The organism is Enterobacter cloacae complex sp. SHL021 (assembly GCF_049237765.1).
In the GTDB taxonomy this organism is placed as follows: domain Bacteria; phylum Pseudomonadota; class Gammaproteobacteria; order Enterobacterales; family Enterobacteriaceae; genus Enterobacter; species Enterobacter cloacae.
In genome coordinates this window covers 138,735-152,228 of sequence record NZ_JBMKJG010000008.1, presented here as the reverse complement: position 1 = coordinate 152,228, position 13,494 = coordinate 138,735, and the positions used below count along the sequence as shown (strand labels likewise).

General features: G+C 54.0%; 14 protein-coding genes. 7 read left to right on the top strand and 7 right to left on the bottom strand.

Features of this window, described 5'->3' with window-relative positions; all coding sequences use genetic code 11:
* Window positions 1-2 precede the first annotated feature (2 nt).
* Genes ACOTZF_RS10310 through ACOTZF_RS10300 form a run of 3 tightly spaced genes read right to left on the bottom strand, consistent with a single transcriptional unit; the run spans window position 3 to window position 1,480 of the window.
* On the bottom strand, window positions 3-509 hold the full coding sequence (locus ACOTZF_RS10310) for a 2-oxo-tetronate isomerase (protein WP_028027876.1): 507 nt from the start codon (window positions 507-509) through the stop codon (window positions 3-5).
* An 11-nt stretch (window positions 510-520) separates the two neighbouring features.
* Window positions 521-967 carry a DUF421 domain-containing protein gene (locus tag ACOTZF_RS10305; protein WP_013096670.1) on the bottom strand — a complete coding sequence of 149 codons (447 nt, stop codon included), beginning with the start codon at window positions 965-967 and terminating at the stop codon, window positions 521-523.
* 9 nt (window positions 968-976) lie between these two features.
* Complete coding sequence (locus tag ACOTZF_RS10300; RefSeq protein WP_129251660.1) at window positions 977-1,480, bottom strand: hypothetical protein; 504 nt, start codon at window positions 1,478-1,480, stop codon at window positions 977-979.
* A 138-nt stretch (window positions 1,481-1,618) separates the two neighbouring features.
* Here ACOTZF_RS10300 and ACOTZF_RS10295 point away from each other — a divergent pair, with 138 nt between their 5' ends.
* The 4 genes from ACOTZF_RS10295 (at window position 1,619) to ACOTZF_RS10280 (ending at window position 6,694) form a co-directional block, all read left to right on the top strand.
* The gene (locus ACOTZF_RS10295; RefSeq protein ID WP_013096672.1) at window positions 1,619-2,008 is read left to right on the top strand and encodes a YdeI family stress tolerance OB fold protein; all 390 of its coding nucleotides are present in this window, start codon (window positions 1,619-1,621) and stop codon (window positions 2,006-2,008) included.
* A gap of 62 nt (window positions 2,009-2,070) precedes the next feature.
* Window positions 2,071-2,955 carry an SDR family oxidoreductase gene (locus ACOTZF_RS10290; protein WP_013096673.1) on the top strand — a complete coding sequence of 295 codons (885 nt, stop codon included), beginning with the start codon at window positions 2,071-2,073 and terminating at the stop codon, window positions 2,953-2,955.
* 165 nt (window positions 2,956-3,120) lie between these two features.
* Window positions 3,121-4,044: a LysR substrate-binding domain-containing protein gene (locus ACOTZF_RS10285; protein WP_014831860.1), complete on the top strand. Its 924-nt coding sequence runs from the start codon at window positions 3,121-3,123 to the stop codon at window positions 4,042-4,044.
* A 265-nt stretch (window positions 4,045-4,309) separates the two neighbouring features.
* On the top strand, window positions 4,310-6,694 hold the full coding sequence (locus tag ACOTZF_RS10280) for a glucose/quinate/shikimate family membrane-bound PQQ-dependent dehydrogenase (RefSeq protein WP_129317602.1): 2,385 nt from the start codon (window positions 4,310-4,312) through the stop codon (window positions 6,692-6,694).
* Between the two features lie 81 nt (window positions 6,695-6,775).
* On the opposite strand, the gene ACOTZF_RS10275 is transcribed toward ACOTZF_RS10280, so the two are convergent.
* From ACOTZF_RS10275 to ACOTZF_RS10265, 3 genes are all read right to left on the bottom strand, one after another.
* Window positions 6,776-8,467, bottom strand: coding sequence for a methyl-accepting chemotaxis protein (locus ACOTZF_RS10275; protein ID WP_129251657.1), 1,692 nt, complete (start codon window positions 8,465-8,467; stop codon window positions 6,776-6,778).
* A gap of 160 nt (window positions 8,468-8,627) precedes the next feature.
* Window positions 8,628-9,746: an S-(hydroxymethyl)glutathione dehydrogenase/class III alcohol dehydrogenase gene (locus ACOTZF_RS10270; protein ID WP_023619503.1), complete on the bottom strand. Its 1,119-nt coding sequence runs from the start codon at window positions 9,744-9,746 to the stop codon at window positions 8,628-8,630.
* Window positions 9,747-9,777: 31 nt separating this feature from the next.
* Complete coding sequence (locus ACOTZF_RS10265) at window positions 9,778-10,053, bottom strand: metal/formaldehyde-sensitive transcriptional repressor (RefSeq protein WP_013096678.1); 276 nt, start codon at window positions 10,051-10,053, stop codon at window positions 9,778-9,780.
* Between the two features lie 560 nt (window positions 10,054-10,613).
* Here ACOTZF_RS10265 and iraM point away from each other — a divergent pair.
* Complete coding sequence (gene iraM / locus ACOTZF_RS10260; protein ID WP_306295019.1) at window positions 10,614-10,997, top strand: anti-adapter protein IraM; 384 nt, start codon at window positions 10,614-10,616, stop codon at window positions 10,995-10,997.
* 169 nt (window positions 10,998-11,166) lie between these two features.
* On the opposite strand, the gene ACOTZF_RS10255 is transcribed toward iraM, so the two are convergent.
* Entirely contained in the window at window positions 11,167-12,093 is a 927-nt protein-coding gene (locus ACOTZF_RS10255; RefSeq protein ID WP_129317601.1) for a LysR family transcriptional regulator, read from the bottom strand.
* 82 nt (window positions 12,094-12,175) lie between these two features.
* Between ACOTZF_RS10255 and ACOTZF_RS10250 the strand changes: the two genes are divergently transcribed.
* Both ACOTZF_RS10250 and ACOTZF_RS10245 read left to right on the top strand, forming a co-directional pair.
* Window positions 12,176-12,652 (top strand): GNAT family N-acetyltransferase, encoded by a 477-nt coding sequence (locus ACOTZF_RS10250; protein WP_040020818.1) that lies wholly within the window; start codon window positions 12,176-12,178, stop codon window positions 12,650-12,652.
* Between the two features lie 83 nt (window positions 12,653-12,735).
* Window positions 12,736-13,404, top strand: coding sequence for an epoxyqueuosine reductase QueH (locus ACOTZF_RS10245; RefSeq protein ID WP_020688571.1), 669 nt, complete (start codon window positions 12,736-12,738; stop codon window positions 13,402-13,404).
* The last annotated feature ends 90 nt before the right edge of the window (window positions 13,405-13,494 follow it).

Below are 13,494 nucleotides of genomic sequence, written 5' to 3'. Positions count from 1 at the left end.
TTTCAGCCCGACAATTTCGTCACTAATTCAGCCAGCGAGTAATGCACCGCTTTTTCCACCACGTCCTGACAGTCGCCGGAAAAGAGCACCCTGCTCGTTTCCGTCTTTCCGCCGATATTCCAGGCGAAGCACACGGTCCCCGCCGCCGTGCCGTCTTCTCCCCCTTCCGGCCCGGCATACCCGCTGATTGCAATACTGACATCGGCCTGGGCAATGTCGCGGATGCTGGCCGCCATCTCGGTGACGGTCTGTTCACTGACGGCGGTAAACCGCGCGAGGGTTTCCGGGCTTACGCCCAGGATCCTCTCCTTCGCGCTATCGCTGAAGACGACCAGCCCCACATCATAAAAATCGGCAGTGTTCTCTTCCGCGCAGAGCGCCACCGAAAGCTTCCCGCCGGTGCAGGATTCTGCGGTTGTTAAGCGAAGCCCTGCATCGATTAACCTGCTCGCCAGTTTTTTGGTCAGTTCAGCCACGGTAATGGTGTTGTCGTGGTATAGATTGCTCATCATCAGGCCTCTCATTTTTTCTCAGGAATAATGGAAATATGGCCATTGCGTTCCAGAATGGCATATTTAATTTCACTTAACTTTGTAATGCCATTATTCTGCCGGGCCGAAACCAGAATATCATCACATGAAACATCGACCTTTTTGAGTTTATCTGCTAAGGGCACGCCGTTCTCAACCAGAATTACCGGCGTGCCATCCAGGATATTCTCCACCGGCGAAAAATACTTTTTCATCAGTCCAAAAATAATATCCACAACCACCAGCGTGGTGATGGTTATCATTGCGCCCGTGACCGAAAAATCCTCCCCCAGCAGGGCCTGCTGGGTTGCTTCGCTGATAATTAACAGGAGAATAAGGTCAAAGCTGGTCATCTGCAGCAACGCACGTCGTCCGGCCACTTTGAAGACCACCACCAGAAACAGGTAAATCGCCAACGCCCTAAAAACCATATCCATGGCAGCCTCCTAAGGGTAAATAAATTGCCAGAAAGGAATATCCGGCAGGTTGTTTACACGAATGACGTTGTGCCATTTACCGCCTCTGGTCGGGGTAATGAACAGCCAGACCGCAAAATGTGGCGATTTTTCAAGATGATTATAGACAAAATAGAGCGTGTTCCCGCGGCTGTACATGCTGTCTGGCTGCGGCCAGACGCTGCCCGGCTCGTAGGCGTCGCTGCTCTCGCTGGTCATGCTCACGGTGTATTTGCCCTCGCTGTTGACCGGAAAGGTCAGCTGAAGTCGCGACTCCGTTTGCCGTCGCGCAAAGCGCTCATAGTTGAGGGTCAGGTTTTTTGCAGAATTGGTTTTCTCCGTGTCACTCACTATCCCACTTGAAAACAGACCGGCAATCGCCGCGATGATAATACTCAGTAACACAATAAATCCGACCTGGCGAAATGCATATTCAAACCTCAGCAAGCGATAACTCTCATTTATCCCGGGTAACTTTTCATTTTTATCATTCATGGTAGCTATCACCGTTTCGCTTATTTACCAAACGTTCTGTTTTGTATGGCGAATGTTTTTAAGACTTATCACATTTGCCACATAAAGGAATAGCAACAATACTTAATAAGTCAAGACACCTTAAATGAAGGATATCAGATGAAATTATCACTTATTTCCGCTTTTTTAATATTTATGGTGCCAACCGCATGGGCTGATAATAACGGCGGGTTACAAAAGGGTGAAGCGCCGCCCCCTCCGCATGCGCTGGATAGCGGTTATCGCGGCACCGATGATGCCCGTATTATGACCATCGACCAGGCGAAACAAATGCATGATGGCGCGACCATTTCACTGCGCGGCAACCTTATTGACGGTAGCGGCGATAAGTATGTATTTCAGGATAAATCCGGAAAAATCGACGTTATTATCCCAAAAGCAGTTTTTGACGGCAGAACAGTCAAACCAGACCAGATGATCAGCATTAACGGTTCGCTTGATAAAAAGTCATCGCCTTCCGTTGTACGTGTCGATCATCTGCAGAAATAACTCAGCGAAGCGTTAACGCTGTATTTTCATCCTAACTCACCTATTGGCTTAAGGAGTCAGCTATGAGTGATACTCAACAACGTACGAACGCTTATCCGCAACCCCCTTTCCCGGAACAGCCGCAGACGCCACCAGGACTGGCTTCTGAGATGCAACCTGTTCCCGATCACGGGGAAACGAGCTATAAAGGCCACGGCCGTCTGGCGGGCAAAAAAGCGCTGATTACCGGCGGTGACTCCGGTATCGGCCGCGCGGTGGCCATTGCCTACGCCCGTGAAGGCGCCGATGTCGCCATTAACTATCTGCCTGAAGAAGAGAAAGACGCCGCAGAGGTTATCGACCTGATCAAGGCCGAAGGCCGCAACGCCGTCGCGCTGCCGGGGGATGTCCGGGATGAAACCTTCTGCCAGAACCTGGTGGAAGAAGCGGTGGCTAAACTTGGCGGACTGGACATTCTGGTGAACAACGCCGGTCGCCAGCAGTATCGGGAATCGCTGGAAGAACTCACTACCGAAGATTTCGATGCCACGTTTAAAACCAACGTTTATGCCCCGTTCTGGATCACCAAAGCAGCGCTTCGCCATCTGAAAGCCCCTGCGGCAATTATTAACACCTCCTCGGTGCAGGCGGTAAAACCCAGCCCTGTTCTGCTCGACTATGCCCAGACCAAAGCCTGTCTGGCGGTGTTTACCAAATCCCTTGCCAAACAGCTTGGGCCGAAGGGCATTCGCGTTAATGCCGTGGCTCCCGGGCCTTACTGGACGGTGCTGCAATCCAGCGGCGGCCAGCCGATGGAGAAAGTGAAGCAGTTTGGGGGTGACACACCGCTGGGCCGTCCGGGCCAGCCGGTGGAGATTGCACCTTTATACGTCACTCTGGCGTCAGATGAGTGTTCCTTTACGACCGGCCAGGTATGGTGTTCCGACGGCGGTGATGGCGTGATTTAACGTTTCCCTCCCCGAATGTGCAATAAATGAACAAGGACGTTCAGCCCCCCGCCAAAAACATGTTGTAACTCAAACAGATCAAATGTTAAAAATATTTTGCTATCAAGTTATCAAAATTAAACAACTTAGCTTGTCACCCGCATCGCTCTGTTTTTAACATCGCCTATGGAAAAAAATGGTCTGTTCAGTCAGCGCATACGCTTGCGCCATTTGCATACATTTGTGGCCGTCGCTCAACAGGGAACGCTGGGGCGTGCGGCTGAAACCCTTAACCTGAGCCAGCCTGCTCTCTCAAAAACGCTTAACGAGCTGGAACAACTGACCGGTGCCCGTCTGTTCGATCGCGGCCGTCTGGGCGCACAACTGACCCTGGTCGGCGAGCAGTTTCTGACCCATGCAGTCAAAGTGCTTGATGCGCTCAATACCGCCGGACAGGCGTTAAACCGTAAAGAAGAGCAGACGCACGAGATTGTCCGTGTGGGTGCCCTGCCCACGGCGGCGCTGGGCATTCTGCCGCCGGTGATCGGTCAGTTTCACAAACAGCAAAAACATACGACCCTGCAGGTCGCCACCATGAATAACACCATGCTGCTTGCGGGGCTGAAATCCGGCGAGCTGGATCTGGGTATCGGACGGATGTCAGATCCTGAACTGATGGTGGGTCTGAATTATGAACTGCTGTTCCTGGAATCCCTGAAGCTGGTGGTACGCCCCAACCATCCTCTGTTGCAGGATACGGTAACCCTAAGCCGGGTGATGGAGTGGCCGGTGGTCGTGTCACCAAAAGGTACGGTTCCACGGCAAAATGCCGAAACGTTACTGCAGATGCAGGGCTGTACGCTGCCGACAGGCTGTATTGAAACCCTGTCCGCTTCCCTGTCACGCCAGCTTACCGTGGATTATGACTACGTCTGGTTCGTCCCCTCCGGTGCGGTTAAAGATGATTTACGCCAGGGCACGCTCACCGCACTGCCGGTGACCTCGCCCGGCGCCGGCGAACCGATTGGCATTTTAACCCGCGTTGATACGCCGCTCTCCTCAGGTGCACAGACGCTGCTGAGCGCGATACGTAAATCGATGCCTGCCTGATTCCTTTCCCCTTGCCCTGACCCTCTCCCCCGGGGCGAGGGTCATTCCTGCGTTCTAATCATTTAATGCGAAATCATTTATTAACAATTGCGCAAAACAATTTAACAGTTTTATCATAGCGACGAATTCACCAAATGGTTCGTAAATGTTTTATAAACCCCGAATTCAAGCGTATTAATCATTATTCCCACTGCATTTATTACCCACCTGGTACACTTCCGGCACGTTGTCGTGCTGTGCAGCGGGGGATCTTAAGGAGAAAGAGATGGCATTTGGCAGCGCGCCACGTGGGATACCCCGTATCCTGCAGTGGCTCCTTGCCGGACTGATGGCGATCGTCGGTCTGGCCGTTGGCGGGTTGGGTTTTAAACTCGTCACCGTAGGCGGAAGTGGATACTTCCTGATCATGGGCGTGGTAATGGTGATTGCCGCGATCCTGATTTTCATCAACCGCAGCAGCGGGATTGTGTTGTATGGCATCGCGTTTATCGCGTCGCTGTTCTGGGCGGTAAGCGATGCCGGCTGGGATTTCTGGCCGCTCTTCTCACGCCTCTTCACTTTTGCGTTTCTGGCATTCCTGTGTGCCCTCGTCTGGCCGTTCCTGCGTGCGGCAAACCGTGCGACGCCGGTGAAAAAAGGCCCGGCCTTTAGCGTGGCGGCGTTGCTCGCCGTGGCAATGCTGGTCAGCCTGGGCTGGATGTTTAAACCCCAAACGCTGGTGGCGGCGAATGAGCCGGTGCCGGTGAAACCGGTCGCGGCTGGCGAACAGCAGAAGAACTGGGAACACTGGGGTAACACCACCCACGGGGATCGTTTTGCGGCCCTCGACCAGATCAACAAGCAGAACGTTAACGAGCTGAAAGTCGCGTGGGTTGCCCATACCGGGGATATCCCTCAGAGCAACGGCTCCGGTGCGGAAGACCAGAACACGCCGCTGCAGATTGGCGACACGCTCTACATCTGTACGCCGTACAGCAAAGTGCTGGCGCTGGATGTGGATTCCGGGAAAGAGAGGTGGCGTTACGACGCCAAAGCCACGGCCCCGAACTGGCAGCGCTGCCGTGGGCTGGGCTATTTTGAAGATTCACAAAACGTGACAACGTCACAGACAGATGCGCAGCCCGCCGCCTGCCCGCGCCGTCTGTTCCTGCCCACCACCGATGCCCGCCTGATTGCCATCAACGCCGATAATGGTAAAGCCTGCGAAGACTTTGGTGACAAAGGTACCGTGGATCTGAGCGTGGGTATGGGTGAGATAAAACCGGGCTACTATCAGCAAACCTCCACGCCGCTGGTGGCAGGAAACGTGGTGGTGGTCGGCGGACGCGTGGCGGATAACTTCTCCACCGGCGAACCGCCGGGCGTGGTGCGCGCCTATGACGTTCATACCGGTAAACTGGCCTGGGCGTGGGATCCGGGTAATCCGAACCTGACCGGCCTGCCGCCGGAAGGCCAGACCTACACGCGCGGTACACCGAACGTCTGGTCTGCAATGTCCTATGACGCAAAACTGAACCTGATTTACCTGCCAACCGGTAACGCCACGCCAGATTTCTGGGCCGGAGAACGCACCGCGCTGGATGATAAATACAGCTCCTCCATCGTTGCCGTTGACGCCACCACCGGCCAGGTCCGCTGGCATTTCCAGACCACCCATCACGACCTGTGGGACTTCGATCTGCCTTCTCAACCGCTGCTGTACGATCTGCCAGACGGTAAAGGCGGAACCACGCCGGTACTGGTGCAGACCAGTAAACAGGGCATGATCTTTATGCTCAACCGCGAAACCGGCAAACCGGTGGCGAAAGTGGAAGAACGGCCGGTCCCGGCGGGTAACGTGCAGGGCGAACGCTACTCCCCGACACAGCCGTATTCCGTCGGTATGCCGATGATTGGCAACCAGACCCTGACCGAGTCCGATATGTGGGGCGCGACGCCTGTCGACCTGCTGTTGTGCCGCATTCAGTTTAAAGAGATGCGCCATCAGGGGGTCTTTACCCCGCCGGGTCTCGATCGTTCCCTGCAGTTCCCTGGCTCACTGGGCGGGATGAACTGGGGCAGCGTCTCAGTCGATCCGAACAACGGGCTGATGTTCGTCAACGATATGCGCCTGGGTCTGGCCAACTACATGGTACCGCGTGCCAGCGTGGCGAAAGACGCCAGCGGGATTGAGATGGGTATTGTGCCCATGGACGGCACGCCGTTCGGCGCCATGCGCGAGCGTTTCCTGTCACCGCTGGGTATTCCGTGCCAGAAACCGCCGTTTGGCACGATGTCCGCGGTTGACCTGAAATCCGGCAAGCTGGTGTGGCAGGTGCCGGTGGGCACCGTGGAAGATACCGGCCCGCTGGGTATTCGCATGCATATGCCGATCCCTATCGGGATGCCAACCCTTGGCGCGTCACTCTCCACCCAGTCTGGCCTGCTGTTCTTTGCCGGCACTCAGGATTTCTACCTGCGCGCGTTCGATACCGCCACCGGAAAAGAGATCTGGAAAGACCGTCTGCCGGTCGGCAGCCAGTCCGGGCCGATGACCTACGTTTCACCGAAAACCGGTAAACAGTACATCATTATTAACGCTGGCGGCGCCCGCCAGTCACCGGATCGCGGTGATTACGTTATCGCGTATGCGTTACCCGATAAAAAGTAAGCGATGAAAAAAGGGACCGAAAGGTCCCTTTTTATTTGTAGGTCGGGTAAGGCGAAGCCGCCACCCGACACAACACGCCACTCAGAACGTCTCCCAGTTATCCCCGGAAACCGCTGCCGCCGGACGCAGCGGCGCATTCTTCGCCACTGGCGCAGACGTTGCCGCCCGACCTTGCTTCGCGCCGCTCAGTCGAAACGCACCCACCGCCTCGGTCAGACGCGCGCCCTGTTCTTCCAGCGACGCCGCCGCGGCGGAAGCCTCTTCCACCAGCGAGGCGTTCTGCTGGGTCACTTTATCCATCTCAGAAATCGCCTGGCTCACCTGCTCAATACCACGGCTCTGTTCATCAGACGCGGCAGCGATCTCCAGCATAATGTCCGTGACGCGTTTAACCGCTTCGACGATTTCATTCATGGTATTACCGGCGGCGACGACTTCGCCCGAGCCCTGGTCAATCAGCGAAACGGATTCGTTGATCAGGCTTTCGATCTCTTTGGCGGCATTCGCACTGCGGCTTGCCAGAGTACGAACTTCGCTTGCCACCACGGCAAACCCGCGCCCCTGCTCACCCGCACGCGCCGCTTCTACCGCCGCGTTAAGCGCCAGAATATTGGTCTGGAAGGCGATACTGTTAATCACGGCGGTAATTTCAGAGATCTTCTTCGAACTGGTAGAGATATTGCCCATGGTTTTAACCACCCCGGAGACCATCTGGCCGCCACGGCTGGCTTTACCGGAGGCATCTTCCGCCAGCTTGCTGGCATGGTGCGCGTTATCGGCGTTCTGTTTCACCGTTGCGGTGAGCTGCTCCATGCTGGCTGCCGTCTGCTCAATGGCAGCCGCCTGCTGCTCGGTACGGGAAGAGAGGTCGGTGTTGCCTGCGGAGATTTCGCTGGTGCCACGATAGATCTCTTCCGCCCCCTGACGCACGGTTCCAACGGTGTTCTCCAGCGAGTGCTGCATGGTTTGCAGGTCGCGCGTCAGGCGGCCAATTTCGCTGCGTCCGGCCACATCGTCCGGCATGGTGAGGTCGCCTTTGGCGATATTTTCAATGCGTTTCGCGGCGCGCTGCAGCGGGGTGATCACCGTGCGACGCAGCACGACAAAGGTCATGGCCGTCAGCACCAGCGCCAGGGCAAACGCCCCCACCATAAACATCAGGCCCAGCTGGGTGCGGCTGTGTGCCTTAACCGTCAGGGCGTTCGCGCGCTCGGTGCGGATCTTTATCGCCTTCAGCAGCACGGCGTTGTAGGCGTCATCCAGCGGGCGGGCGCTTTCGTTTTCATGGTTAATGATGGCTTCAAACATGCCGTTTTTAGCATACTTAAGCATCGGCTGCAGGCCTGCGATATAGGCGTCATAGCGTGTTTTCAGATCGGCATCCAGCGCTTCATCCTCAGGCGTACGAACCGCGCGATTGATATAGGCATTAAACCCTTCCTGAGACTGTTTGATCCGTTTTTCCGCCTCAGCGATGTTTTGCTTCATCGCATCCATTTCCGCGATACGGCTCGCCGCCCCGGCGTGGATCATATTGATACGCGCGGTTCGCAGATGGTTTGAGCTATTCGACAGCCCCATACGCACCTGAATTTCAGACGTGACATCCTGCTGATCGGTGTCGGCCTGTAAAAGGAAATACCCCGCCAGACCTGCGCTCAAGGCAAATAGCAGAATAATGCCACCGAGAATGGAGGAAAACAGCGGAACCAGCCTGATGTGATGCAAGAAGCCCAGCTTGCGCTGCGCTGGCATCGAAGTAGTGTTGTCCATGACCGTCGACTCTCTTGTAGGTAAGATGCGTAAAAACACGCCTGTTAAATAGTCATCGGCACGGCTGAGATTTAGATTACGGCTAAAAACGCCGCACTGGTCACACTTTAGAGAAGATTATTAAAGAAACGCCAGCGGCGAAAAACCGCTGGCAGAAGAGTTACTTGTCGCCGAAATGAATGACGGTACGAATGGATTTACCTTCATGCATCAGATCGAACGCCTCGTTGATCTGCTCAAGCGGTAAACGGTGGGTGATGAACGGATCGAGCTGGATTTTCCCGGCCATCGCATCTTCAACCATCCCCGGCAGCTGCGTGCGCCCTTTCACGCCGCCGAACGCTGAGCCACGCCATACGCGCCCGGTTACCAGCTGGAACGGACGGGTTTTGATCTCCTGGCCCGCACCGGCCACGCCGATGATAATGCTCTCGCCCCAGCCTTTGTGGCAGCATTCAAGCGCAGAACGCATCACGTTCACGTTACCGATACATTCGAAGCTAAAGTCCACGCCGCCGTCGGTCATCTCAACAATGACCTCCTGAATCGGTTTTTCGTGATCTTTCGGGTTCACGAAATCGGTCGCGCCCATTTCACCCGCCAGTTTGAATTTCTCCGGGTTGGTATCCACCGCGATGATCCGCCCGGCCTTCGCCTGGACCGCGCCCTGAATCACCGCCAGACCAATCCCGCCAAGACCGAACACCGCCACGGTGTCGCCCTCTTTCACTTTCGCCGTATTGTGTACTGCACCAATCCCGGTGGTGACGCCGCAGCCCAGCAGACAGACTTTATCCAGCGGCGCCTGCGGGTTCACCTTCGCCAGTGAGATCTCCGCGCAAACGGTGTATTCACTGAAGGTGCTGGTGCCCATGTAGTGGTAAACCGGTTCGCCGTTATAGGAGAAACGGGTGGTACCGTCCGGCATCAGGCCCTTGCCCTGAGTGGCGCGAACCGCCTGGCAGAGGTTGGTCTTACCGGATTTACAGAACTTACACTCGCCGCATTCTGCAGTGTAGAGCGGGATCACGTGGTCGCCCGGCTTCAGGCTGGTCACGCCTTCGCCCACTTCCACCACCACACCGCCCCCTTCATGGCCGAGCACCGCCGGGAAAACGCCTTCCGGATCGTCGCCCGACAGCGTAAAGGCATCGGTATGGCACACCCCGGTATGGGTAATTTTGATCAGCACTTCGCCCTTCTTCGGCGGAGCAACGTCAATTTCAACGATTTTGAGCGGCTGGCCAGGGCCAAATGCGACGGCTGCGCGAGATTTCATAGTGTCTTCCCTTATTGTGTGGTGTGTGGGTTTATTTTAGATAAGCGCGCAGCAAATGGCCGACTTCTGCCATGCGCACGGCTCGCTGATCCGGCGTGGTTTCCCCCGTTACCAGCTCATCTTTGAGGTGAATTTCGACCATTTCGCCCATCAGGCCATTGGCAGCGCCGCGCACGGCGGCAATTTGCTGCAGGATGGCCAGACAGGGGTCGCCCGACTCCAGCGCGCGTTCAAGGGCATCAACCTGGCCCCGAATGCGACGAACGCGAGTGAGGATACGTTTTTTATCTTCGGGTGAGTGCGGCATACGGCCTCCTGATACTATAGGGGGGTATGGTACCTTTTAAAGCAACATTATGTAAACAACAGCTTTCATAGGGTTATCAGGCTCTTGAATCGCATTATCATACATAAGTAATTCTGAATAATTTCTCTTTGAAATGCTGGCCTCTACATTCGAATTAAGCCATTTTCTATGGCTAAGCCAAAAAAAAGCGTCACCAGTACCCTTTATTCGCTGGAATCGATAAGCAGCATTGATAATAATTCAAAAAACCTTCTAAACCTTAAACCTGGTAACAGGTTGAAATGAAATGGTTTCCGCCATGATTAAATTTTCCTTAATAATAAAGGCTTCTACGAAATCTTATTTTTTGGCGTTCAGAATCTGTAAACGGTCAAAATCAAACCACTCCTCTTTGATGTAAGATATATAATTCAAAATAATTATCGAAACCATATTGCGCAAGCCATTGTTATATATAGAGAAAAATCAAAACACCTTAAAATAACGATCAATATCAATGAGTTACAAGATTGATCGATGTCTGATCACGTGCTAAACCTAAATCCAGGTAAAAATATCTTATGGAGAAGAGTATGATGTCGTGGCGAGTATTAAGTTCTGTCATTTGCCCTAACACAGGAATCGTTTATTCGCACATTGTTGGTTTGAAATTATTAAGATTAATAATTTGGTACGAGAGTGACATCTATCTTTTGCCCGGAGACAGAATACATACAACAAAAAATGGAATTTTTGTAAATGGCGTGTTCAACCAAATATCCCTTTATAACGTCTCGCCATACAATGAGAACCTGTGGGACGAAATAAAAAACAAAATGGCCTGTCCTTTTAATAAAAACCTGGATTCTGAAGACTGCTCATACGCTGAGCATTGCAATGCGCGCAAATGCCCGCACGGATTTGAGACAACCCCTTTGATAATAAGAGTGCCCCGCGATAGCTAGTCATTTAATAAGTTAACTTTTGGATCCGCTGCCCCCTGTTACAGGGACCGCATGCTTAACATATATTTTACTGAGATACTAACTGAAACCCTATCAGTTACGGCCCCCGCGCGCCTGCCAATGACTTGCGGCAGGTGCGCGTTCATATTTCAGACAATATATTCATTAATCATTTATCACCCTGTTGCGCCAGCGCTTGCAACTCTTCTTTCAGCCAGCGGGTTGCGCCCCGCTGACCGCTGCGTTTATGGGAGTAAATTTTCACGTCAAATTTTTGAATGGAGAACGGTAAGGTAAAAATGTTGATATTCACGGCCGCCTTCAGCTTTTCGGCTGCATACCGGGGAATGGCCATCAGCAGATCGCTTTGCGCAACGATAAACGGTGCGCTGAGCATTGACGGGGTTTTGATTGCAATGTGCCGGGTATAGCCCAACTCCTCCAGCCGTAAATCCAGCACGCCCTGCTTCTCATTCCAGGGGGTGACCACCAGATGGCGGGCCGCGAGATAATCCTCCAGCGTCAGGCGCGTCCGGCTTGCGTTGCTGATGACCACATACTCATCTTCAAACCAGCTTATCTCCTCCAGTTCAGGATGGCGGATCTCCTCCGCCGTGCTGAAACCGAGCGCCAGATCCACTTCGCCCGCCAGCAGCTCCGTCAGCGCGGGGCTGTGTGGCAGATAGCGCAATTCAAAACGCAAACCCGGCGCGGCATCCTGCAACGTGTGCATCAGGGCCGGGAAAATGCAAAGCGCGGTAAAATCCGTAATCGCAATGTGCAGGCTCTCGCTACTTTTGGCCGCTTCAAACTCCGGCTGCGGGGTAAGCTCATGATTAAGAAACGACAAAGCAGAAGCAATGGACGGCGCGAGCTGTGTGGCATACACGCTGGGTGACATGCGATGCCCTTCCCGGAAAAATAGCGGATCATTCAGCGTCGTTCGCAAACGTGACAGCGCATGGCTCAGTGCCGATGTGCTCATCGCTAACTCATCGGCGGCCAGGCGAACCGAACGGTGACGGTAAATGGCGTCGAAAACGGGCAGCAGGTTTAAATCAAGGCGTTTCAGGGCCGGATGCATAATATTCATCATTTGTTGATTTCATTGCACTTAATTCTTCGGACAATACTCCGTATGCTTAGCGCCATCAATCGCAAAACATGCAGGAAATAACATGAGCATTACCATTCGTCAGGCCCGCCCCGAGGATGCGGCGGCTATTTACGCCATGATTTATGAGCTGGCGGTCTATGAAAAAGCGCCGGAAGAAGTGATCACCACGCCGGACGAGATCCGCGAAACCCTCTTTGGCGCAGACAGTAAAACCGAAGCGCTGATCGCGGAGTATGAAGGTAAGATCGCTGGCTATGCCGTGTTCTTCACCAGCTATTCAACCTGGCTTGGCCGCAACGGTATCTATATGGAAGACCTGTATGTATCCCCGGATCATCGCGGTAAAGGCGCGGGAAGAGCCTTGCTGAAACATATCGCGCAGCTCGCCGTAAAACGCCAGTGTGGTCGTCTGGAATGGAGCGTACTGGACTGGAACCAGCCGGCAATCGACTTCTACCTGAGCATTGGCGCGCTCCCGCAGTCCGAGTGGGTGCGCTATCGCCTGGATGGAGAAGCGCTGCTGAAATTTGCCGGGTAAATGGCGCGCACTGTGCAGAGATCCCGGCTGTGCGGGATCTATGCTACAATTCCATAAATTTCATTAACATATTGTCGAATACCATGAGCACAGCCCCCTTCATTCGTCCTCAACTTACCCTGCCAAACGGCGCTGACAAACTGCTGCTGCACTCCTGCTGCGCGCCCTGCTCCGGCGAGGTAATGGAGGCCATTCAGGCCTCGGGCATTGATTACACCATCTTCTTCTATAACCCCAATATCCACCCGCAAAAGGAGTACCTCATCCGTAAGGAAGAGAATATTCGTTTTGCGGAAAAACACGGCGTGCCCTTTGTTGATGCGGATTACGATACGGACAACTGGTTTGAACGCGCAAAAGGGATGGAATGGGAGCCTGAGCGTGGGATCCGCTGCACCATGTGTTTCGATATGCGTTTCGAACGCACGGCGTTATACGCGGCGGAAAATGGTTTCAGTGTGATCAGCAGCTCCCTTGGCATCTCGCGCTGGAAGAATATGCAGCAGATCAACGACTGTGGTCAGCGCGCGGCAGCCCACTATCCGGGCATGGTCTACTGGGATTATAACTGGCGCAAGCAAGGCGGATCGTCGCGGATGATTGAGATCAGCAAGCGCGAACAGTTTTATCAGCAGGAGTACTGCGGATGCGTATATTCCCTGCGTGACAGCAACCTTCACCGCAAGTCTCAGGGGCGTCCTCTCATCAAAATTGGCAAACTGTTTTACGGCAAAGACGAGTCTGACGAGTAAGGCGGCGCGAAGGGAGACATATCCTAAAACGCGCCAGAATCCGCATTACGGCTCTCAGATGTTGAAATAGCGGCTATCCTTTAATTATCC

Bases quoted from the DNA above. Each gene is read 5' to 3' on its own strand.
- ACOTZF_RS10310 (WP_028027876.1), bottom strand. From the start codon at position 509: ATGAGCAATCTATACCACGACAACACCATTACCGTGGCTGAACTGACC.
- ACOTZF_RS10305 (WP_013096670.1), bottom strand. From the start codon at position 967: ATGGATATGGTTTTTAGGGCGTTGGCGATTTACCTGTTTCTGGTGGTG.
- ACOTZF_RS10300 (WP_129251660.1), bottom strand. From the start codon at position 1,480: ATGAATGATAAAAATGAAAAGTTACCCGGGATAAATGAGAGTTATCGC.
- ACOTZF_RS10295 (WP_013096672.1), top strand. From the start codon at position 1,619: ATGAAATTATCACTTATTTCCGCTTTTTTAATATTTATGGTGCCAACC.
- ACOTZF_RS10290 (WP_013096673.1), top strand. From the start codon at position 2,071: ATGAGTGATACTCAACAACGTACGAACGCTTATCCGCAACCCCCTTTC.
- ACOTZF_RS10285 (WP_014831860.1), top strand. From the start codon at position 3,121: ATGGAAAAAAATGGTCTGTTCAGTCAGCGCATACGCTTGCGCCATTTG.
- ACOTZF_RS10280 (WP_129317602.1), top strand. From the start codon at position 4,310: ATGGCATTTGGCAGCGCGCCACGTGGGATACCCCGTATCCTGCAGTGG.
- ACOTZF_RS10275 (WP_129251657.1), bottom strand. From the start codon at position 8,467: ATGGACAACACTACTTCGATGCCAGCGCAGCGCAAGCTGGGCTTCTTG.
- ACOTZF_RS10270 (WP_023619503.1), bottom strand. From the start codon at position 9,746: ATGAAATCTCGCGCAGCCGTCGCATTTGGCCCTGGCCAGCCGCTCAAA.
- ACOTZF_RS10265 (WP_013096678.1), bottom strand. From the start codon at position 10,053: ATGCCGCACTCACCCGAAGATAAAAAACGTATCCTCACTCGCGTTCGT.
- iraM (WP_306295019.1), top strand. From the start codon at position 10,614: ATGGAGAAGAGTATGATGTCGTGGCGAGTATTAAGTTCTGTCATTTGC.
- ACOTZF_RS10255 (WP_129317601.1), bottom strand. From the start codon at position 12,093: ATGATGAATATTATGCATCCGGCCCTGAAACGCCTTGATTTAAACCTG.
- ACOTZF_RS10250 (WP_040020818.1), top strand. From the start codon at position 12,176: ATGAGCATTACCATTCGTCAGGCCCGCCCCGAGGATGCGGCGGCTATT.
- ACOTZF_RS10245 (WP_020688571.1), top strand. From the start codon at position 12,736: ATGAGCACAGCCCCCTTCATTCGTCCTCAACTTACCCTGCCAAACGGC.